Source organism: Micromonospora sp. NPDC023956 (genome assembly GCF_040639195.1).
GTDB lineage: Bacteria > Actinomycetota > Actinomycetes > Mycobacteriales > Micromonosporaceae > Micromonospora.
Genome location: NZ_JBEZZN010000001.1, coordinates 364,230 through 386,185 on the forward strand (window position 1 = coordinate 364,230; position 21,956 = coordinate 386,185).

11 protein-coding genes are annotated in these 21,956 nt (G+C 74.5%); 5 read left to right on the plus strand and 6 right to left on the minus strand.

Going from position 1 to position 21,956, the window contains the following annotated elements; translation table 11 throughout:
* Window positions 1-262: 262 nt before the first annotated feature.
* Window positions 263-1,651: a condensation domain-containing protein gene (locus AB0F58_RS00790; RefSeq protein WP_357135959.1), complete on the minus strand. Its 1,389-nt coding sequence runs from the start codon at window positions 1,649-1,651 to the stop codon at window positions 263-265.
* 8 nt (window positions 1,652-1,659) lie between these two features.
* Window positions 1,660-3,084 (minus strand): condensation domain-containing protein, encoded by a 1,425-nt coding sequence (locus AB0F58_RS00795; protein ID WP_357135963.1) that lies wholly within the window; start codon window positions 3,082-3,084, stop codon window positions 1,660-1,662.
* A 181-nt stretch (window positions 3,085-3,265) separates the two neighbouring features.
* On the opposite strand from AB0F58_RS00795, the gene AB0F58_RS00800 reads away from it, so the two are divergent.
* The 4 genes from AB0F58_RS00800 to AB0F58_RS00815 are packed head-to-tail and all read left to right on the plus strand — an operon-like array spanning window position 3,266 to window position 13,851.
* Complete coding sequence (locus AB0F58_RS00800; protein WP_357135965.1) at window positions 3,266-8,911, plus strand: amino acid adenylation domain-containing protein; 5,646 nt, start codon at window positions 3,266-3,268, stop codon at window positions 8,909-8,911.
* Window position 8,912: 1 nt separating this feature from the next.
* Window positions 8,913-10,433: an AMP-binding protein gene (locus AB0F58_RS00805; RefSeq protein WP_357135966.1), complete on the plus strand. Its 1,521-nt coding sequence runs from the start codon at window positions 8,913-8,915 to the stop codon at window positions 10,431-10,433.
* A gap of 26 nt (window positions 10,434-10,459) precedes the next feature.
* A complete protein-coding gene (locus AB0F58_RS00810; protein WP_357135967.1) occupies window positions 10,460-13,579 on the plus strand; it encodes an amino acid adenylation domain-containing protein in 3,120 nt (1,039 codons plus the stop codon).
* Complete coding sequence (locus AB0F58_RS00815; protein WP_357135969.1) at window positions 13,579-13,851, plus strand: acyl carrier protein; 273 nt, start codon at window positions 13,579-13,581, stop codon at window positions 13,849-13,851. The genes AB0F58_RS00810 and AB0F58_RS00815 overlap by 1 nt, the downstream gene beginning before the upstream one ends.
* 128 nt (window positions 13,852-13,979) lie before the next feature.
* Here the strand turns inward: AB0F58_RS00815 and AB0F58_RS00820 are convergent, their stop codons facing one another.
* Together AB0F58_RS00820 and AB0F58_RS00825 are read right to left on the minus strand one after the other, a co-directional pair.
* Window positions 13,980-15,266, minus strand: a complete 1,287-nt coding sequence (locus tag AB0F58_RS00820) for a glycosyltransferase (protein WP_357135972.1) — start codon at window positions 15,264-15,266, stop codon at window positions 13,980-13,982.
* Window positions 15,267-15,494: 228 nt separating this feature from the next.
* Complete coding sequence (locus AB0F58_RS00825) at window positions 15,495-19,046, minus strand: ATP-binding protein (RefSeq protein ID WP_357135974.1); 3,552 nt, start codon at window positions 19,044-19,046, stop codon at window positions 15,495-15,497.
* Between the two features lie 197 nt (window positions 19,047-19,243).
* Here AB0F58_RS00825 and AB0F58_RS00830 point away from each other — a divergent pair, with 197 nt between their 5' ends.
* Window positions 19,244-19,978 (plus strand): DUF2071 domain-containing protein, encoded by a 735-nt coding sequence (locus tag AB0F58_RS00830; RefSeq protein WP_357135977.1) that lies wholly within the window; start codon window positions 19,244-19,246, stop codon window positions 19,976-19,978.
* 116 nt (window positions 19,979-20,094) lie between these two features.
* Here AB0F58_RS00830 and AB0F58_RS00835 read toward each other — a convergent pair whose 3' ends face one another.
* Window positions 20,095-20,592: a hypothetical protein gene (locus tag AB0F58_RS00835; RefSeq protein ID WP_357135980.1), complete on the minus strand. Its 498-nt coding sequence runs from the start codon at window positions 20,590-20,592 to the stop codon at window positions 20,095-20,097.
* A 227-nt stretch (window positions 20,593-20,819) separates the two neighbouring features.
* On the minus strand, window positions 20,820-21,833 hold the full coding sequence (locus AB0F58_RS00840; RefSeq protein WP_357135982.1) for a hypothetical protein: 1,014 nt from the start codon (window positions 21,831-21,833) through the stop codon (window positions 20,820-20,822).
* Window positions 21,834-21,956: the final 123 nt, after the last annotated feature.

Here is a 21,956-nt window from a genome sequence, read left to right on the forward strand (position 1 = left end):
ACCGTAGCGTGTTTGATCAACTACGCAACGTGTCGACGGTAGTCGGCCGACGCGGGCCGGTCAACGCGCGACGGCCGGCACGGCGGTACTCACCGGGCCGGCGGTCGGGCATGTCGGTACGCACCGGGCCGGCGGTCGGGCATGTCGGTACGCACCGGGCCGGCGGCCGGGCATGTCGGTACGCACCGGGCCGGCGGCCGGGCATGTCGGTACGCACCGGGCCGGCGGTCGGGCACGTCGGTACCCACCGGGAGCCCGACGGTCAGGGGGCGCGGACGAGAGCCGCGTCGACCAGCAGCTCCTCGATGCTCCGCAGCAGCCGCTCCGCCCGCTCCGGCGGCAGGTGCACGGTGTCCGCGGTGACCGCCAGTTCCACCGCGCCGGGCGCGTCGACCACCTGGATCCGGCAGCGCCAGGCGAACCGGTCCAGTTCCTCCAGCCAGCGGAAGGAGCCGGCGGTCCGCAGGGCCGGCTCGTCCGGTCCGGCCGGAGCGGGCGGCACGTCGTGGGGCAGGCGGATGTCGTTGAGGTAGCAGAACGGCGCGAGCGCGGTGCCGTAGTCGTAGCCGTGGTCGGCGAAGGCCCCGGCGAGCGCGAGCGGGTCGTAGTAGGCGTGCCGGTACCCGTCCAACGAGGCCTGTCGGGCCCGGCGCAGCATCTCGGCGAAGCCCGGCCGGCCGGTGAGGTCGACCCGGCAGAGGCCGATCTGGTTCAGCTTGCTGATCGCGGTGTCGTAGTCGGGTTGGAAGCGGTTGTTGGCCATGGTGAAGATGCCGCAGACCGCTGGTCCGCTCCCGGGCCGGAGCGCGGCGGCGGTGGCGGCGAGCAGGACGGTGGAGCTGCTCACCCGGTGCCGGGCGGCGAGCAACCGGGCCGCATGGTGGATCGCCGGCGAGGTCAGCGTGCCCCGCCGGTAGCGCGGGGTCAGTCCGGGCCCCGCCGGCTCGGCGAAGGTGCCCGCCCCGAGCGTGGGGAACTGCCGCAGCCAGTACGCCACCGCCCGGTCCGAGCGCCGCCGTTCGACCTGTCGTTCGCGTTCGGCGACGTCCAGCGACTGGAGGCCCGGCGGGTTGGGTGCCGTCCCGCGCAGCAGCAACATCCGCAGGTCCCGCAGCACCGTCTCGGTGGCGTGGAAGTCGACGGTGGAGTGGCTGAAGACCACGACGACCTGTCGGACCAACCCGGCGACCACCACCAGGGCGACCCGCAGCGGCCACTCGGCGGCATGGTCGAACCGGGGGTCACCCAGCCGCGCGGCGAGCGCCCCGGCCGCCCGCTGTCCGTCCGGGTCGGCCCCGGCCGCCGGCACGGTGTGCACCAGCACCGGCAACCGCCCCTCGGCGGCAGCCACCTGGTGCAGCTCGCCGTCACGGGGGCGGACCCGGGTCCGCAGCGACTCGTGCCGGCCGACCAGCGCGGCGAGCGCGCGTAGCGCCCGGGGCGGGTCCACCGTGGCCCGTGGGGACACGGCGAGGGTACGGCGCAGGTTGAGGAAGCTGTGCCGGGCGGACTCGAACTCCACCACCGCCCGCCACATCGCCCGTTGCCCCCAGGTCAACGGCCCGGTGGCGGCCCGGCCGCCGTGGAAGTCCGCGTACGCCACCGCCTCGGTGGACGCGGCGATCTGGTCCGTGGACGGGGAAGTGGGCACCACCCAGGTTATCCCGCCGACCGGCGGGGCAGGACACGCGAGGAGGGCACCCAGGGCCAGGGCACCTCCCGGAAAGCTGCGGTGACCAGCAGTTCCTCCAGGTCGCGCAGGAACGGCTCGACCGACTCGACGGACACGAACCGGGTGTCGACGCTGACCGTGACGCCCGTCGCCCCCGGCTCGTCGACGACGTGGGTCAGCCGGTGCCAGGCCGCCCGCTCCAGGCCGTCGACCCAGTCGAAGGTGCTCTCCGCCAGCGTGGCGCGGAGGTCACTCTCGGTCACCGACGGGGTGGTGTCGACACCCCCGCCGGCCAGCCGGACGTCGTTGAAATAGTAGTACGGCAGGAAGACGCTGTCCGGATCGTGGCCGTCCGCCAGGAGACGCTTCCGCAGCCCCAGCGGATCGTAATAGGCGTGCCGGTACGCCTCGAGTACGGCCCGCCAGACGCGGGGCAGCAACTCGGTGAATCCGGGCCGATCCGTCAGGTCCACCACGCACATTCCGATCTGCCCGAGATTCGCCACCGCGTCGGTGTACTCGGCACGGAATCGGTTGTGCGCCATCGTGAACAGACCGCACACCGACGTCCCCGCACCACCGGCCGCCAACGCGGTGGTGGCGGCCAGCAGCACCGCGGAGGCGCTGACCCGGTGCCGGGCGGCGAGCAGCCGGGCCGCCCGGTCGACGGCCGGGGAGACCAGCGTCCCCCGGCGCAGTCGCGGGGTCAGTTCCGCCCCCGTCGGGGTCAGGGTGGTGGCCGGCAGCCGGGCGAGGCCGCGTGCCCAGTGCTCCACCGCGCGGGCGGAGCGTTCCTGGTCCGGCCCGTGCTGGCCCCGGGCCACCTGCACCGACTGCGGACCGGGCGGCGTGGCGATCTGCCCGCGCAGCAGGATCAGGCGCAGGTCCCGCAGGATCACCTCGACCGCGTAGGCATCGACGGTGGAGTGGCTGAACACGATCACGATCTGGCGTACCCGGTCGTCGACGGTGACCAGGGCGACCCGCAGCGGCCACTCCGCCGCGTGGTCGAACGCGACGTCGGCGAGCCGGGCCGCCACCGCCCGCGCGGCCGCCGTGCCGTCCGCCTCGCCCGGGACCACCAGCAGGGGCAGTTGGCCGGCCGCCGCGCTCTCCTGCTGCCACTCGCCGTCGACCAGGCGGACCCGGGTCCGCAACGACCCGTGCCGGCTGACCAGGGTGCCGAGTGCGCGGGTCACGCCGGCCAGGTCGGCGCGGACCCGCCCGGACACCGGCACGGTGCGGCGCAGGTTCAGGAACCGGTGGTTCGCACCGGACCGCGCGGCGGCCCGGAACATCACCCCCTGCGCCCAGGTCGTCGGGGCGGTCTCGGTGCGCCCGCCACCGAACTCGGCCAGGACCAACGTCTCGGTGGCCCACTCGGCCGGCACCACGGCATCCGCGAATCGCATTCCTGACGGTAAGACGACGTGCCGCCGTACGGATCGCTCGTTCGGGTTTTCCACAGTGCACCGGAAAGGCGCTCTCCCGCGCCGGACAGGCGTCCGTCGGTGCGCCGTTCAGGTGATTACATGCGTCGTTTGCATTCGCCACACTGCTTGCCTCGCCCACCATCGACGTAAGGCCGCGCCCGTGACCAATGTAGACCTTCCGGCCCGGGTTGTCCGATCCTCCTCGAATAGGATTCCCAACAGCACCGGGGCGGGACCGTCGCTGTCGTTCGGGCAGGAACGAATCTGGTTCACCGAACAGCTCACGCCCGGCACGGCGGGTTACCTCGTCTACGCGACGCTGCGGTTGACCGGTCCCCTCGATCCGGATCTGCTCACCGCCGCCATCGACGCCACCGCCGGGCGGCACGACAGTCTGCGGATGCGGTTCACCGAGAACGGGCTCGGCGAACCGGTGGTCGAGGTGGTACCCGCCGTGCAGGTGCCGGTCACCGTCACCGACGTGGTGGACGAGGCGACGGCGCGCGCCCTGGTCGCCCAGAGCGCGCGTACCCCGTTCGACCTGGCCACCGCTCCCCTGCTGCGGGCGCTGGTGATCCGGCTCGGCGACGACGACCACGTGCTGCACCTGGCCATGCACCACATCGTCAGCGACGGCTGGTCGCTGGACCTGCTGCTCACCGAGATCGCCACGCTCTACCGCGCGCTGCGCGAGGGCGGTCCGGTGCCCCCGCCGCCGACCGTCCCGTACGTCGACTACGCGGCCTGGCAGCGGCAGCGCGTCGACGGGCCGGACGCCGCCGGGACGGAGCTGGCCTGGTGGACCGGGGCGCTGGCCGGGGTGCCGGCGTTGGAACTGCCCACCGACCGGCCCCGCCCGGCCGTGCAGACGTACGCCGGTGCCACCCACCGCTTCCGGATCGACGCCGACCTCACCGCCGGGCTGCGCCAGCTGGCCCGCAGCCACCGGGCCACCCTCTACATGACGCTGCTCACCGGCCTTCAGGCGCTGCTGTTCCGGCACAGCGGGCAGCGGGACTTCGCCATCGGCTCGCCGGTCGCCGGCCGGGTGGTGCCCGAACTGGAGAACCTGATCGGGCTCTTCGTCAACACCCTCGCGATGCGGGCCGACCTCTCCCCCGGCGCTGCCACCGCCGACTCCCCCGGCGGGGAACCGAGCTTCGCGACGCTGCTGCGCCGGACCCGCACCGGGGTGGTCAAGGCGCTGGCGCGCCAGGAGGTGCCGTTCGAGCGCCTGGTCAAGGAGCTCAACGTGACCCGGGACGTGAGCCGGTCGCCGGTGTTCCAGGTGCTGTTCACCCTGCAGAACTACGACCGGGGCAGCGGGAGCCGGTGGCCGGACGGGCTGGTCGTCGAGAGCTTCGGTGCCGACGGTGACGCCGCCCGGTTCGACCTGTCGCTGTACCTCGGTGAGGTCGGCGACGGCCTGCGCGGGATGTTCGTCTACAACACCGACCTGTTCGACGCGGCCACCGTCGACCGGCTGACCGGGCGGTTCACCACCCTGCTCCGCGCGGCGGTGGCCCGCCCGGACCTGCCCGTCGTCGACCTGGACCTGCTGGAGAGCGGGGAGCGGGACCGGGTACGGGCGTTCACCGCGCCGGACGCGCCAGCGGAGCCCGCCGTCGGGGTTACCGGCCCCGCCACCGTCCTGGCCGACCTGGTGACCCCGCACGTCACGGCCACCCCGGACGCCCCGGCCGTGGTCTGCGGCCCGGACGCGGTGACCTACCGGGACCTGGACCGGCGGGCCAACCAGCTGGCGCACTGGCTGCGTTCCCGGGGTGTCGGCCCGGACGCGCTGGTCGGCGTGCTCATGGAGCAGTCGGTGGAGTTGGCCGTGACCTTGCTCGGCGTGCTGCGGGCCGGCGGGGCCTACCTGCCGCTGGATCCGGAGCAGCCGCCGAACCGGCTGGCCGCGATGCTCGCCGACGCCCGGCCGACGGTGGTGCTGACCAGCGCCGAGCTGGGCGACCGGCTCACCCCCACCGACCCGGCGGCTCCGGCCCCGGCGGTCCCGACCTGCCTCGACGAGATCGCCGACGAGGTGGCCGGCTGCCCGGGGACCGCGCCCGACCCGGCCGCCCACGGCAGCAGCCTGGCCTACGTCATCTACACCTCCGGCTCCACCGGCACGCCGAAGGGTGTGGCGGTGGCCCACCGGCAGGTGCTGCGCTACCTGGACGGGGTGGCCGACCGGTTCGACGTCGTGCCGGCCGGCCGGTACGGGCTGCTCCAGTCGATGTCGTTCGACTTCAGCGTCACCGTCTTCTGGCTGGCCCTGGCCACCGGCGGGGTGGTGCACCTGCTCCCCCGCCGGGGTACCGGCGCGGAACTCGCCGAGCAGCTCCGGACCCACCGGATCGACTACCTGAAGATCACCCCGTCGCACCTGGCGGCGCTGACCGCCGACGCCGAACCGGCGGAACTGCTGCCGGCCCGAGCGCTGGTCCTCGGCGGCGAGGCCTCCGACCTGGAGCGGATCGCCCCGCTCGCGGCGGCCGGGCCGGCCCGGGTGTTCAACCACTACGGACCGACCGAGGCGACGGTCGGCGTCGCCACCCACGAGGTGACCGGCGGCGGGACCGGCGGCGGCGCGGTACCGACCGGCCGGCCGCTGCCGTACGCCCGGGTGCACGTGCTCGACGACCGGATGCGTCCGGTGCCGATCGGGGTGCCCGGCGAGATCCACCTCGGCGGGGACCGGCTCGCCCGGGGCTACCTCAACCGTCCCGGGCTGACCGCCGAACGGTTCGTGCCCGACCCGTACGGGCCGCCCGGTGCCCGTCTCTACCGCACCGGTGACCTCGGCCGGTGGCGGGCCGACGGTCAGCTGGTGTTCCTCGGTCGCACCGACCACCAGGTCAAGATCCGGGGCTACCGGGTGGAGCTGGGCGAGGTGGAGGCCGTGCTGCGCGACTGCCCGCCGGTGCGTCAGGCGGTGGTGGTGCTGCGCGACGACCGGCTGGTGGCCTACCTGGAGCCGGTGCCCGGTGCGGACCCGCCGGAGGCCGCCGACCTGCGTCGGACGCTCGCCGACCGGCTGCCGGACCACATGGTGCCGCAGCGGTTCGTCTGGTTGGCGAAGCTGCCGTTGCAGGAGCACGGCAAGGTGGACCGCCGGGCACTGCCCGAGCCGGCCGCCGAGACGCCGAGCGGCGAACGGGTCACCCCGGTCGGCCCGGTGGAGAACCTGGTCGCCGGGATCTGGCGGGAGGTGCTCGGCCTGGCGGAGGTGGGTGCCACCGACGACTTCTTCGACCTCGGCGGGCACTCGCTGCTGGCCACCCGGGTGGTGGCCCGGCTACGCCGGGAGCTGCCGGCCGCCGACGGCGACGCGCCCCGGGTGAGCGTGATGGACCTGTTCCGCCACCGGACGGTCCGGGAACTCGCCGCCCGGGTCGCGGCGACCGACACCGAGCCGGCCGGACTGCTGCACGAGCTGACTGCGCCGGTGCCGGTCGCCGAACGGGTCGCCACCCTGGTCTGCGTCCCGTACGGCGGCGGCAGCGCGGTGGTGTACCAGCCACTCGCGGACGCCCTGCCGCCCGGGTACCGGCTGCTGTCGGTCTCCATGCCCGGACACGACATCGGGCTGGCCGACGATCCGGCCCCGATCGAGGAGGTCGCCGGGGACGTGGTGGCGGAGATCCTCGCCCGGGTGGACGGCCCGCTGGTCATCTACGGCCACTGCGGTCCGGGCGGGGCGCTCGCGGTCGAGGTGGCCCGACGGCTGGAGGCGGCGGACCGCGAGCTGACCGCGGTCTACCTCGGCGCGGTGTTCCCGTTCGCCCGGCCGGTGGGCGGGCTGCTCGGGCCGCTGCTGCGGCTCCGCCTGTCCGAGCGGATCCGCAGCGACCGGATCTACCGCACCTGGTTGCAGGCGCAGGGCACGTCGATCGGCGCGTTGGACCCGGACGAGGCGGCCTTCCTGATCCGGGCGATGCGCCACGACGCCCGGGTGTCGGAGGAGTACTTCACCGACCTGACGCACCGACGGGTGACCCCGCTGCGGGCACCGGTCATCTCGGTGGTCGGCGACCGGGACCGGGGCACCGAGTACCACGAGGAACGGTTCCGGGAGTGGCACTTCCTCAGCGACCGGACCGCGCTGGCCGTGATCGACGAGGGCGGGCACTACTTCCTCAAGTACCGGGCCGAGGAGTTGGCCGAGATCGTCACCGGTGTGCACCACCGGCTCGCCGACCCGCCCGACGGGTCGGCACCGGCGGGTCCGACCGGGCCGGGCAGCCCGGACGGGTCGGATCCGCCGTGGACGCTGGCCGCCGTCTCCCTCCGCGGTCCCGAACCGGCTGCGGCCCTCGCCCCGGCTCCCACCCCGGCCCCGGCCGCCGCGGCGGTCGGACCGCCGGACCGGCCGGCGCGGCCCGGCCGCCGCCGGACCGCCGACCGGGCGCCGCAGCCGAGCATGGCCCGGTTCGGCCTGGTCGCGGCCGGTCAGATCGTGTCCAGCACGGGGACCGCGCTGACCAACTTCGCCATTCCGCTCTGGATCTACCTGGAGACCGGATCGCTGGCCCGGTTCGCGCTCTTCGCGGTGCTCGGACTGGTGCCCGGCCTGCTGGTCTCCCCGATCGCCGGCGCGCTGATCGACCGCACCAGCCGACGACGGGTGCTGCTGCTGGCCGGCACCGCCGCCGGCACGGCGAACGCCGTCCTGGCCACGCTGGTGCTCACCGACCGCATCCAGGTCTGGCACTTCTACGTGCTGGTGGGCTGGCTGTCGGTGGCCCTGGCGTTCCAACGGCTGGCCTTCGTCTCCGCCGTGCCGCAGCTGGTACCGAAACGCTTCCTCGGCCACGCCAACGGACTGGCCCAGACGGCCACCGGCATCACCCAGTTCCTGGTACCGCTGATCGCGGTGGCCCTGCTGGACGCGGTCGGCCTCGCCGGCATCCTGGTCATCGACGTCGTGTCGTACGGGTTCGCGATCGGGGTGCTGCTGCTCATCCGGTTCCCCCGGACGCTGGCGCTGCAACGGCGGGAGGGCATGGGCGAGGAGATCCTCGGCGGGCTGCGCTACTCGGTACGTCGTCGCGAGTTCCGTTCCATGCTGGTCTTCTTCGCCGCCCTGAACCTGTTCCTGTTCCCGGTGCTCTACCTGCTCTCCCCGCTGGTGCTCGGCTTCGCCGAGCTGGCCGAGGTGGCCCAGGTGGCCCTGGCCGGCGGGGCGGGGGCCGCGGTCGGCGGCCTGGTGATGCTCGTCTGGGGCGGCCCCCGTCGGCGGCGGATGCGGGCGGTGCTGCTGGGCACCCTCGGCATCGCGGTGGCCTGCCTGGTCACCGGGCTGCGGCCCAGCCTGGTCGTGGTCGGGGCCGGCGCGTTCGGCATGTACCTCGCGCTCGGCATCGTCAACGGCGTCTACAACACGATCATCCAGACCAAGGTGCCGCCCCGGTTCCACGGCCGGGTGTTCGCCCTCAACCAGATGGTGGCCTGGTCGACCATGCCGCTGGGCTGGGGGGTGATCGCCCCGTTCGCCTCGCAGGCCCTGGAACCGACGCTGATGCCCGGCGGCGCGCTGGCCGGCAGCGTCGGCGCGGTGATCGGGGTCGGGCCGGGTCGGGGCATCGCCCTGCTCTACCTGGTCTTCGCCGGGGGCATCGCGCTCACCGCGCTGGTGTCCCTGCGCACACCGGCCCTGGCCCGGTTCGACGACGAGGTGCCCGACGCCCCGCCGGACGACCTGATCGGTATCGAGGCCCGGCAGGCCCGTGCCGGCGTGGTGAGCCCGTCGGCCGCCGGCACCGCGACGGGCGAGGTACCGGGACGGAAGGCGGCCTGACATGACCACGACCACCACGGCGACCGTCCGCCGCCCACCGCCGCCGGCCGCCCGGACCGTACCCGAGCTGCTGACCTGGCGCTGCGGCGTACACCCCGAGCGGGTGGCGGTCGAGGTCCACGGGGTCGCCGCGCTGACCTTCGCCGAGTGGGAGGCCGGCGCGACCGCCGTGGCCCGGTCACTGCTGCTCCGGGGGATCCGCCCCGGCGACCGGGTCGGGCTGCTCTTCGGCCCCCGGGACTGGACGGAGTACGCGGTCGCGTACTGCGGGGTGCTGCGGGCCGGTGCGGTGGCGGTGCCGCTGTCGGACCGGCTGGCCGCCGGGCAGCTCGACCACGCGCTCACCCACTGCGCGGCGGGCGCGCTGGTGCACGGCGGTGACACCGCCGTACCGGCACCGGCCGGCCTGCCGGTGTGGACCGTGGCCGAGCTGCGCGCCGCGCAGGGCGACGGGGTGGACCTGCCCAGGGTCCGCCCGGCCGACCTGGCGCAGATCCTCTACACCTCGGGGACGACCGGCCGCCCCAAGGGGGTGGGCGCGAGCCACGCCAACCTGACCGTCGGCGCGCCGAGCCACCCCCGGCGGCTGGCGCTGGCCCATTCCGAGGTGTTCCTGCACGCCTTCGCGATCGGCACGAACGCCGGGCAGACGATGCTGTTCAACGCGCTCACCGCCAAGCCCACCGCGCTCACCCTGCCCCGGTTCACCCCGCTACGGTTCGCCCGGCTGATCGGGACGGCCGGCGTCGGGACGGTGTTCGTGGTGCCGTCGATGGCCATCGAGCTGCTCGACTCGGGGATGCTGCGGGACCGCGACCTCTCCGGCGTCCACCTGATCGGGTCGACCGCGGCGGCGCTGGCCCCGGCGGTGGCGGCCCGGCTGGCGGCGGCCTTCCCGGCGGCCACCATCGTCAACTACTACACCTCCACCGAGGCGGCCCCGGCCCAGACCACGATGATCTACGACCCGGCACGGCGGGAGGCGGTGGGCCGGCCGGTCGGCGGCCAGCTCATGATCGCCGACAGCGGGGGCAGTCCGCTGCCGGTCGGGACGACCGGGGACGTGTGGCTCCGGGCCCCGCACCCCCGGGCCTACTACCGGGACGAGGCCGCCAACCGGAGCACCTTCCGGGACGGGTGGGTGCGGATGGGTGACGTCGGCCGGCTGGACGCCGACGGCTATCTGTATCTCACCGACCGGCACCAGGACGTCATCAAGTCCGGCGCGTTCAGGATCTCCTCGCTGGAGGTCGAGGCGGCCCTGCACGAGCACCCCGGTGTCGCCGGGGCGGCCGTGGTGGGCGTGCCGCACCCGGTGCTCGGCTCGGCGGTGGCCGCCGTGCTGGTGCCCCGGCCCGGCCCGGACCCGGACGCACTCTCCCTGGCCGCGCTGCGCGGCTTCCTCGCCGACCGGCTCGCCGACTACCAACTGCCGTCGCGGGTGCTGCTGGTCGACGAGCTGCCCCGCAACGAGGGCGGCAAGGTCCTCAAACGCCAACTGACCAGTCTTTTCGACAATTGACCACCCGAGGATCGTGGGGAGAACACGTGGGTACCGCCGAGGCGACATACGCGCAGCACGCCGTCTGGTTCACCGAGCAGGCCGGGGTGGCCGGCACGGCGTACCACATGGCGCTCGGCGTCCGGTTCGGCGCCGAGCTGGACCGGCCGGCGCTGGTCGAGGCGTGTGCGGTGGTGATCGCGCGGCACCCCGTCCTGACCACCCGGGTCGTCGTCGACCACGACGGCACGCCGCGACTCGCCCCGGCCGACGGGCGGCCGGCGGTGACCTTCGGCGGGCTGACCGACGACCGGGTCGCCGAGGAGATCGCCCGCCGCTACGACCCGGCCACCGGGCCACTGTCCCGGTTCACCCTGCTGACCGGGACGGACGGCACGCACCTGCTGCTGGTCACCGCGCACCACCTGGTCTTCGACGGGATGAGCAAGGACGTGCTGGTCCGGGAGCTGGCCGCCGCCTACGACGCGGTGCACGGCGGCACGGCGGCCGACCTCGCCCCGCGCGAGGACGGGTACCCCGGGCACGCGACCGCCGAGCGGGAGCGGGTGGACGCGGAACTGCCGGCCGCCCGCGCGTACTGGCAGCGGCACTGGTCCGGTCCGGGCGACGTGGTCCTGCCCGGCCTGCGGCGGGTGCCGACCGCCGCCGAGCCGGGCGCGACGATCGAGACGGAGCTGCCCGGGGAGCTGGTCGCGGGGGTCGACCGGACCGCCCGGTCCCTCGGGGTGACCCGGTTCGAGCTGCTGCTCGCCGTGGTGCACGCGCTGCTCGCCCGGTACGGCAACCGGGAGGTGCCGGTCGGGGTGGGCCTCTCCACCCGGACCGCCGCCCAGGCCGACCAGGTCGGGCTCTTCGTCAACGAACTGCCGGTCGGGGTCGCCCCGGCCACCGGGGACGTCGCCGGGTACGTCCGCGCGGTCCGGGCCCGGGTCCGGGAGCTGTACCGGTTCCGTAACGTGCCGCTGGCCCACGCGGTCTCCGGGTTGCGGCCGGCCCCCGCGCTGACCCCGATCTCGGTCGGCTACCGCCGGCGCGGCGCGGACCCGACCTTCACGGGCGTGTCGAGCAGCGTCGAGTGGACGGTGTTCGGCGGTGCGGCCCGCAACGCCCTGCACGTCCAGATCGTGGACGCCCCGACCGGACTGACCGTGGGGTTGCAGTACAGCCCGACGGCGATCGACGCCGACGCGGTGGCCCGCATCGGTGGGCACCTGCTGACCATGCTCGCCGCCGCCGTGGCCGACCCGGGGCAGCCGGTGGCGGGGCTGCCGCTGCTGCCCGCCGGGGAACGCGACCTCGTGCTGCGGGCCTGGAACGACACCGGGCGGGCGAACCCGCTGGACACCACCGTGCCGGCGCTGGTCGCCGAACGGGTCCGCACCGATCCGGACGCGGTGGCCGTGGTCGACGGCGACCGCACGCTGAGCTACGCCCAGCTCGACGCGGCCGCCACCCGGCTGGCCGGACTGCTGCGCGACCGGGGTGCCGGCCCGGGAACCCTGGTCGCGGTCGCCCTGGACCGGTCCTGGTCGGCGGTGGTGACGCTGCTGGCGGTGCTGCGGTGCCGGGCGGCGTACCTGCCGGTCGACCCCGGGCACCCGGTGGCCCGGCAGGAACTGGTCCTCGCCGACGCCGCCCCGGCCCTGGTGGTGACCACCGCAGCCACGGCCGCCCGGCTCGACCCGGCCCGGCCGGTGCTGGTGCTCGACGAGGTGACCGACCTGGACGCGCCCGCCGGGGCGGAGGAAGAGGTGCCCCCGGCCGGGCCGCCGACCGCCGGGGACCTGGCCTACGTGCTCTACACCTCCGGTTCCACCGGCCGCCCGAAGGGGGTCGCGGTCCGGCACGGCGCGCTGGCGAACCTGCTGCTGGCGGTCCGGGACCTGCTGGACAGCCGGCCGGAGCACCGCTGGCTGCACCTGACCTCCCTGTCGTTCGACATCTCCGCGGTAGAGGTCTTCCTGCCCCTGGTCACCGGTGGTCGGGTGGTGGTCGCCTCGGCGGTGAGTGCCCTCGACGGGGCCGGCGTGCTGCGTCTGGTCCGCGACGGCGGGGTGACGCACGCGCAGGCCACCCCGTCCGGGTGGCGGGTGCTGCTGGAGGCGGGCCTCGGCGGGGCCCCGGACGCGGTGACGCCCGAGCCGCTGGTGGCGGTCACCGGTGGCGAGGCACTGCCGGTGCCGCTGGCCCGGGACCTGCGGGCCCGGGTGGACCGGCTGGTCAACGGGTACGGCCCGACCGAGGCGACGATCTACGCCACCATGGCGGACATCCCGGCGGCCCCCGACGAGGTGACCATCGGCCGGCCGCTGGCCAACACCCGCGCGTACCTGCTCGACGACGACCTGCGGCCGGTGCCGGTGGGGCTGCCCGGTGAGCTGTGCCTCGCCGGGGCCGGGCTGGCCGCCGGTTACCTCGGTCGCGACGACCTGACCGCCGAGCGGTTCGTCACCGTCGCTCTCGGGTCGGAGGAGCCGGGCGCCGCGACCGGGGGCGTGGAGCGGATCTACCGCACCGGGGACCGGTGCCGCTGGCTGCCGGACGGTCGGATCGCCTACCTGGGGCGGGCCGACGACCAGGTCAAGATCCGGGGACACCGGATCGAGCTGGGCGAGATCACCGCCCGGCTGCTGGAGCACCCGGCGGTCGCCGAGGCGGCGGTGCTGCTGCACGACGCGGTCGACGGCGACCCGCGCCTGGTGGCGTACCTGGCGCCCCGGCCGGGAGCGGGCGCGCCGGAGCCGGCGGAGCTGCGCGGACACCTGGCGCTGAGCCTGCCCACGGTGATGCTGCCGGCGGACTGGGTGGTCCTGGACCGGTTGCCGGTCGGCCCGACCGGCAAGGTGGACCGGGCGGCGCTGCCCGCGCCGTCCGCCCGGGTCACGGCGGTCGCCACCGAGCCGGCGGCCGACGCCGACCCGCTGGTCGAACTGCTCCGGGAGATCTGGCAGGACGTCCTGAAGATCCCGGACATCGGCCCGCACGAGGACCTGTTCGACCTCGGTGGACACTCGTTGACCATCACCCGGATCAGCGGGCGCATCACGCAGCGACTCGGCGTCGAGGTGCCGCTGGACGCGTTCTTCGACACCCCTACGATCGCGGAGATCGCCGAGATCATCCGGCAGTCCGGAGAGGAGTTCTGATGGGTGCCACCCCCGAGCTGCGGCAGCGGGTCGCCGAGCTGGTCAGCGCGGCCACCGGCGGCGAGGTGTCCGTCGCCGACCTGACGGCCGGCGGCTCGATGATCGCGTTGGGCCTCGACTCGCTGGGCCTGCTGCGTCTCGTCGACGCGATCGAGCTGGAGTACGGCGTCGAGGTCGACCTCCAGGCGCCCGGTCGCGGCCTCGACACCCTGGACGACCTGGTCGCGCTGGTGGCCGGGGCGCGACCGGAGCACAGCCCGGCCGTCCGGTAGGGCGGAGCTGCCCTGGGCGAGGATGGCTGCGGACGTGCTGGTCCGCCGTGGCACTCGTACCGGATCGGCCACCCGGGCCGCGCTCAGCGTGCGGCCCGGGTGGCCCGGTTCGGCGCCCCGAGCCGCCCTCAGCGCGCGGACGGGGCGGCGACCTCGGTGGCCGGATCGACGAGCGGACCGCGCACCGTCGCGCCGATCCGGTGGGCCTCGGCCAGGACGTGCGCCCGCCAGCGTCGCCAGAGCGGGGTCATCCGGGAGGTGACCAGGACGACGTCGACGGCGTCGTCGGGCAGCACGGTGCGGATCCCGAGACCGTGGTGGACGGGGTACGCCGGGTCCGTCGGCAGCCGCCGGAGCAGGTCGTCGTCGAAGTCGACGAGGTGGGCCGGGGGAAACCCGGACGGCAGGGTGCCGCCGCAGCCGATCACGGCGATCCGGGTGCCCGCCGGCACGGTGTCGCGCAGCTGCGCCAGTTCCGCCGTCACGTCCCGGTTGCGGACGTAGCTGACCGCCCGGCGGATGGCCGGCAGTTCCTGCCGGAGGTGCCAGGCCCGGTTGTCCTCCAGTTGGGGCAGGTGCCGGCAGAACCACGCCCAGAGCAGCTCCGTCACCGGCTCCGGGTGCTTGTGCAGGAGGGTCAGCACGTTGCTCGGGTTGGTGCCGGTGGTGTCCCGGTCCGCCCGGGGGTGGGGGGTATCCACCGCCCACGCCTCCCGGCTGACCTCGAAGACCAGGCCGTGCCGGTCCAGCCGGAAGCCCAGCTCGATGTCCTCCCCGCCCCAGGAACGGAAGTCCTCGTCGAACCCGCCCACCGCGTGGAAGTCCGCGGCCGGCACGGAACAGTTCAACGACCAGAACAGCTGCCAGGACAGCGGGACGCGGGACAGGTCGAATCCGCAGGACACGAAGGTGGGCTGGCGGTCGTCCTGGAAGTCGGGGGAACCGCCCCAGACGCCGACGATCTCCTCCGGCGTACGGGAGCGGGTCGCGGCCTCCAGTCCCGCGACCGGGTCCCCGGGCCGGTAGCCGTAGGTGTAGCCGAGCACCGCCCGGCGGGGGCCGGGCCGTTGGTGCGCGGCGAGGTGCGCGCTGAGGAAGTCCGGTCCGGGCAGCACGCCGGTGTCGAGGAACACGAGGACGTCGGCGCGGGCGAGCCGGGCACCGGCGTTGCGGGCGGCGGCGGCGCGGAAGCCCAGGTCGTCCTGGTGGTGGTAGCGCAGGGACAGGCGGTCGACGAACGACTCCACCGTCTGCCGGGTGTCGTCGGTCGATCCGTCGTCGGCGACGACGACCTCGAAGCAGGTCGTCGGCAGGCGCTGGTCGGCCAGCGCCGTGAGGGTGCGGCGCAGCAGGTCCGAGCGGTTGTAGGTGGGGATGATGACCGAAATACGTGGCGTTGCGGTGCCAGTGGACATCGCGGTGACTCCTGGGCCGGTTCCGTGGGTGCGGCAGGTGAGCTTCCGGCGGGGTCCGGGCTCCGGGCGGACGGCTTCGTCGACCGGGAACCGACGCCCCGGCCGGGAGTCTCGCTGCTGTCTTACCGTGGCGGGAGTGGACTGTCCATGGCCACCTCACCCACTGGGCGGTCACACCGGTGTCTGCCGCTGTCCCGCTCGGACACCGACGCCGACGGCGGGCACGGCTCACCCGGTGAAGTGGTGGGCCTTCAGGGGGCGTACGGGCAGCGCCCGCGCGAGGGTGCCGAAGTACGGCAGCTTGGCCCAGCTGTCGTGGCTGCCGACGACGTAGAGGCGCTGCCTGGCGCGGGAAACGGCGACGTTGAACAGGTTGGGCTGGCTGGCCGCCCAGGCACGGGCGCCGGGGCGGGCGGGGTCGCCACCGAGGACGAGCAGCACGACGTCGGCCTCCTTGCCCTGGGCGGTGTGGATGGTTCCGCAGGTCATCCCGGGGTGCGCCGAGGCCCAGCGCCGACGCAGCTGGCGGGCCGTGTCGCGGAACGGGCTGACCGCCATGACCGCGGCGGGCTCGACCCCGAGCCGCAACAGGTAGTCGAGGATCCGCTCGGCGGCGAGGCCCTCGTCCGGAATCCAGTGCCCTTCGGCCGCGCTGGCGGTGACGTCGATCCAGGCGCTCTCGACGACGGCCAGCGGGCTCCGCCGGGGAGCGGTGGCGTGGATCATCAGCTGGCCGTAGACGGCGGTGTTGACGACGTCGAACATCGGGTTGTCGCAGCGACGGTGCACCCGCAGCGGAGCGCCGACCCACATCTGTTCGCCGTCGGGCCCCGGCAGGTGGGTGCCCAGCGGGGTGAGCCGGTCGGTGAGCACCTGCACGGAACCGCGTCCGGGCAACCAGGTCTCCGCCACCCGGTGATGCCGGCGGAGGGCCTGCTGGGTGGTGTGCAGGACGGTGACGACAGGTTCGAGTTGCAGCGGGTCGCCGACGGCGACGAGGCGTCGGGTCCGCCAGAGAGCCCCGGCGGCGATCTGCGGGGCGGCCTGGCCGGCCTCGTCGACCAGGAGCCAGCCCAGTGCCTCGCGGCCGAGCGGGCGCAGCAGCCGGCCGACGGAGGCGAACGTGGTGGAGACGACCGGCACGGTCATGAACAGCGACTGCCATGCGGCGCGGACGGCGGGTTCCGGCGCGTCCGGTGGGACCTGACCGGTGAGGACGTCCACGGCCGCGGTGAGGTTGGCCCGCATGATCGCCGCGGCGCCGGCCAGGAACGCCGCGTGCAGGTCCAGCGCGGCGAGGAAGACCCGGGTACGCGCGGTGTTCCACTGGTCGTCCAGCCACGGGGCGGCGAGTTCGCGCCGCTCGGGGGCCGCCGACCAGTCCTCGTCCGGGATCCGGCCCGGCCAGTCCCGGTGGGCCTGCTCGCACACCTGACGGGCACCGCTGAGCTGCCGCTGCGTGCGGTCCCGCCGGGCAGCGGTCGTCTCCACCCGCCCGGCGGCCTCGTCGGCCGCACGGCGCGCGGCCTCGAACGTGGCCTCGGCGGTGGACAGGGCCTGCTCGGCCGCCCGCAACGCGTCGGCGAGAACCGCGTCCTCGGCGTGCCAGCGACGCGCCGCCGCGCCGAGGGTGAACAGGTTGTCCCAGAAGCCGGGCTTGACCTCCCGGTGCTCCCGGCGTCGTTGCAGGGCCGTGTGGGCCGCGTACCGCGCGTGCTTGGCGGCGGTCTCGACGACCGCGGCGGCGGCCCTGGCCCGGTCGCCCGCCGCCACCGCCTGCTCGTGCTGGTCGACCGCGCCGGTGTGGGCCGCGTGCAGTTCGGGCAGGAGCCGCAGGGCGGCGTGGGCCCGCTGCCGGGCGTCGCGGAGTCCCTTCTCGGCGGCCAGTGCGTCGGTGAACGCGGTGACCGCGCGCGACCACGGTGGACCGCCTCCGGCCTCGGCGTCCCGGAGCCAGTCCAGGAAGCCGGGCCCTTCGTCGCCGCGCTCGGCGTCCGGGGCAGCGGGGTCGCCGTACCAGAAGCGGCCCACGAACTCCCGACGGTTGCCCTTGTTGCCGAGCATCGCGGCGACCATGCCCCAGGCCGGCTCGCCGAGCACCCGCTCGGCATGCTGACGCAGGTAGGACGCCTCCTCGGCCCAGCAGTCGTCGATCGCCGTCGACTGCGGGATCTCCCGGGTGACGTTGGCCACCGCGCCGTTGTTCGCCGAGGCCACCACCATCTCGAAGCCGACCAGGTCGGCGCGGAGCTGCCGGATGCGCCGCTGGTGCTTGTCGCTCCGCCAGCCGAGGGTCTGCCCGGTGAAGGCGGCGGTCGGGGTGGGCAGCGCCGCCAGGCTGCGGGCCCGCTCGACCACCAGCGCCGCGATCAGGTCCCGCAGCATGGTGGTCTTGCCGGTACCCGGTGGCCCGTTGACCGCGAACACCCCGGCCCGGTCGCCGAGCCGCCCGACGATCGCGTTGATCGCCAGTTGCTGGCTGGTCGCCAGCGCGTGCGCCGGGTGGGCCGGCCACCGCCCGGCCGGCACCCGGGCGGGGGCGAGCTGTTCCCGCAGCGATTCGACGTTCGCCGGATCGCGTACGTCGCAGCGGTCCAGCCCGGCCACCGTGTCGTCGCTGCTGAGATAGGCGGTCAGCGCCGGGCCGGCGTCACCGTCGGCGACCGCGTCGGCGACCCGGTGCAGATCCGCCACGTAGAAGCTGTTCAGGAAGTCGACCTGGGGCTCGTGCGCCCGACGGCGTGGCACCAGCTCGCTGTGCACCCGGATCCCGCTCGGGTGGAGGACCTGCGTCACACCGAGATGTGTCGCGGTCAGCTCCACCAACGCCTGCATCAGCTCCGGCGTGACCGGGCGGCTCACCGCCACCCCGTCCTCGCCCAGTCGTGCGGCGACGTGGTCGTCGTCAGCGGCGGCCACGATCTCCCGTACCCGGTCCGCGTGGTGGCCGGCCGCCAGATCGAACCCGTCCAGCCAGCCGGGTGCCGTCGGCCCCGGGTGGTGGGCGCGGCCGAGCGCCCAGGCCGCCGTGGACAACACCATCGAGTCCAGCAGCAACCGGCCGTCGTCGGTGACCGCGACGGCGAACGACGCGGTGTCCCCGCGCGGCGTCCGCTCGTCGACGTCGGCCGCGCTGGAGCCGAACACCTCCTGCGCCACGGCGTGCACCCGGTCCAGCGAGAACACGCCGCCGTAGACGGTGTGCCGCCACACCCGCTCCGGGTCGGGGCGCTGGCGCCGCAGCGGATGCCCGTCCTGCCAGGGCAGCACCTCACCGCGTCCGGGGGCGTACCGGCGCTCACGGGGGTTCGGCCGTTCCAACGTCTGGGCGGAGAACATCTCCACCGACCGCCAGAACCGGAGGATGTCGCGTTCGCGGGCCGCCTCCGCCGACACCGGCCTCCGGGCGGAGGTGGCCGAGGGCGGACGGGTCGGCGCGGGAGACCGCACACCCGACGACCCACCGGTCGGGGCGCCGGCCGCCGTCGACCCGACGGGTCGTACCGGCTGCATCACCTGCTCGTACGTCCTGGCCTTGAGATCGGCCAGGGTGAACAGCGCCGGGCAGCGCGGGCAGACCAGGGCCACGTACCGGTAGTGCCGGCCCCGGCTCTCGTACGGTCTGCGCAGGCTGTGCAGGCGGCCCGCGCAGGTGGGGCAGGGCCGCACCACCGGCTCCTCGTACGACCAGCCGGGCTCGGCGAACCGTCCGCCCAGCGCCGACAGGCGCGCGCCCCAGCGGGCCAGCACCACCTGCTCCACCGTGCCCGTGTCGCCCATCCGCAGACCCCCAACCCACTCGTCACGCAGGGAGGTCACCACTGTAGGCGGGCCACCCGCCACAAGGGACGGTCGCCCCGACGCTCCGGGGGTGGGGCGCCTCACCCGGGTGTCCGCCGCCGGTGGAGCGCCGCCGCGCGGGGTGGCGGCACCAGCCCGTACGCGGGTGCGCCGGGCGCCACGGGCACGATGGGTACGTGGACATCGAGCCGATCGCCCCCGCGCCCGGACGGGCGTTCCGCCGGGCGTTCCTGCGGCAGCGCTGGCAGGACGCCGCCTTCCTGCACTGGGCGGTGTCGCCGGAGGTCGTCGCGCCCCTGCTGCCCGCCGGCACCCGACCGGACACCCTCGACGGGGACGCCCACGTCGGCCTGGTGGCCTTCCGGATGGTCGGGGTGGGCCCCGGCCGGGGTCCGGCGGTGCCGTACCTCGGTAGCTTCTGGGAGACGAACGTCCGGCTCTACTCCGTCGACCGCGCCGGCCGACGGGCCGTGGTGTTCCGCTCCCTCGACGCGTCCCGGCTGCTCCCGGTGCTGGTCGGCCGGGCGGCCCTGCGGCTGCCCTACCTGTGGTCGGCGATGCGGCTGGACCGCGACGGTGACACCTACACGTACCGCTGCCGGCGCCGCTGGCCCGGACCGGCCGGCGCGACGAGCCGGATGACGGTGCGGGTGGGTGGGCCGGTCGACGACCCGACCCCCCTGGAGCACTTCCTCACCGCCCGCTGGGCACTGCACACCCGGGCCTACGGGCGCACCCTGCGGCTGCCGAACTGGCACCCCCGCTGGCCGTTGCACCGGGCGCAGCTGCTGCACCTCGACGACGAGCTGGTCACCGCCGCCGGGCTTCCGGCCCCGTCCGGGCCACCGGTGAGCGTGCTGCACTCCCCCGGCGTACCGGCGGTGTTCGGCCCACCGGTCGTCGTCGGCTGACCGCCGACGCGGTGCGGACGGTCAGCGGACGGAGTCCTCCTCGGCGTCCACGTCGGCCTGCTCGCTGCCGGTGACCCCGCGGCGGGAGGGCGACGCCCGTCGCGGGGTCACCGGGTTCAGAGCAGGGCGTAGAGGCCGGCCGACAACCACCCCAGGATCGCCGCCCCGTACAGCAGCTGGAGTGCCTCCGTCTTCGTCCACTCCAGCCCGAAGGATCGCGGCGCCTGGATGCGGGCATGCGGAAGAACGACCGGCGCGGACTCCACCTCCTCCGGGTGCAGTCCGTAGAAGTGCCGTTCGAGGGTGGCAGCCCACTGCCGGAAGTGTCGGCAGTTCACCATGTTCTTGCGTTCCCAGCGGTAGACGCCGAAAGTGACAAGGGCCGCGAAGATGCTCAACAGCACGATGGCCGCGTCCGGGATCTTTCCCGCGGGAGCGCGCATCAGCAGCACGATGCCCACCCCGGTCACCAGCGGGACCGCTGCCAAGAGCTTGAGACTGACCTCGTCCGTAGCCCTGATGTTGGCGCAGATCTCCTGATAGACGTTGCTCAGGTCGCCTTCACCCACCCAGTGCGGCTGGCGCCCGGCGGACACCTCGCGAGTTTGCTCCATGCGCTGCTCCTGTCCAGAGGTCGGCCCTCGCCTCCCATGGTGGCGCAGTCACGCACGTCCTCGGTCGAGCAGCTTCGCGGCGAGTCGTCGACCTGACCGGATCCCGGTCAGAGCAGCAGGCCGCGTCTGCCGCCGCTGACCGAGATCCGTGCGCCAACCCTCGTCCGGCCGGCCCGGACGAGCCGGGACCACACACCGGCGCCGGCCGTCAGCCCGGCATCGCGCGGTCAGACGGCGCGGGCGATGCGGATGCGGGCGTCCAGCCGGGGGCCGGCCTCGTAGATCATGTAGGAGACGCCACCGTCGGTGCCGAAGCAGGGCGCGGCGACCCGGCCGCCGTCCGAGGCGACCGGGGCGTGGAAGACACCGAGGTGCACTTCCCGGTCGAAGTTGTTGCCGACCTCGGTGAGGTGGATGCGGCCGTCACCGCCGTGGTAGGCGACGTACGTGGTGCCGTTGCGGTGGAGCAGGTGCGGCCCGGAGATGTCGGTCAGCCCGTCGCCGGAGGGGGAGATCAGCGGGTTCGGGGCGAACTGCCACCGGTCCCAGCCGTTCGGCGACCAGCCCCAGAAGATCTTGCGGACACCGGGCCGGACGGTGTGCGCGCCCATGAAGAGCATCACGTACGTGTTGTTCTTCCCGGCCACCCGGTGCTCGAAGACCCGGGCGTAGGAGGTTTCCGTGGTGTTCGGCACCAGGCGGGTGCTCAGGATCGGTGTCTCGTCGGTGAAGGAGATGCCGTCCCGGGAGCGGGCCACCCGGGTGGTGGTGTTCTCGCCGTGGAAGTAGAGGAAGAACTCCCGGCTGGCGGCGTTCCACACCACGTGCGGGGAGGACACGTGGCTGACCGTGGCACCGGGCAGCATCCGGTCGACGATCGGGTTGGCCGGGTACTCGGTGTACGGGCCCTCCAGGCGGTCGGCGTAGGCCAGACAGATCCCGCCCGGTGCGTCGTGCGGGGCGTAGTAGAGGTAGTAGCGCCCCCGGGCCCCGGAGATCTTGTCGTAGACCCCGCGCACACACGGGAAGATCATTTCGCCGGTCGGGTCGTAGGCCAGGGGTTTGGCGAACGCGTCCCGGACGTACCGGTAGCTGGGGAAGCCGGCCGGGCCGGCCAGGGCGGGGGTGGCGGCGAGGCCGCCGCCGAGCGCGGTGCCGGCCGCCGTGGCGGTGCCGAGCAGGGCGGCACCGCGCAGGAGGGTACGCCGGTTCAGGGCGGCTGGGGGGAGTCGGTCGTCCACGGGGTGTCTCCGATCGTGAGGGGACGCTCGTCGATGGCGGAGCGGAGGCCGGACGGGGCCGGTCTCGTGGGGACGGGGACCACCCGGGCACCGTCGGCCGGACCGCGACCGTCAGTCACCGTG

Coding starts and splice junctions, on each gene's coding strand:
- AB0F58_RS00795 (WP_357135963.1), bottom strand. CDS start 3,084: ATGCGATTCGCGGATGCCGTGGTGCCGGCCGAGTGGGCCACCGAGACG.
- AB0F58_RS00805 (WP_357135966.1), top strand. CDS start 8,913: ATGACCACGACCACCACGGCGACCGTCCGCCGCCCACCGCCGCCGGCC.
- AB0F58_RS00815 (WP_357135969.1), top strand. CDS start 13,579: ATGGGTGCCACCCCCGAGCTGCGGCAGCGGGTCGCCGAGCTGGTCAGC.
- AB0F58_RS00820 (WP_357135972.1), bottom strand. CDS start 15,266: ATGTCCACTGGCACCGCAACGCCACGTATTTCGGTCATCATCCCCACC.
- AB0F58_RS00825 (WP_357135974.1), bottom strand. CDS start 19,046: ATGGGCGACACGGGCACGGTGGAGCAGGTGGTGCTGGCCCGCTGGGGC.
- AB0F58_RS00835 (WP_357135980.1), bottom strand. CDS start 20,592: ATGGAGCAAACTCGCGAGGTGTCCGCCGGGCGCCAGCCGCACTGGGTG.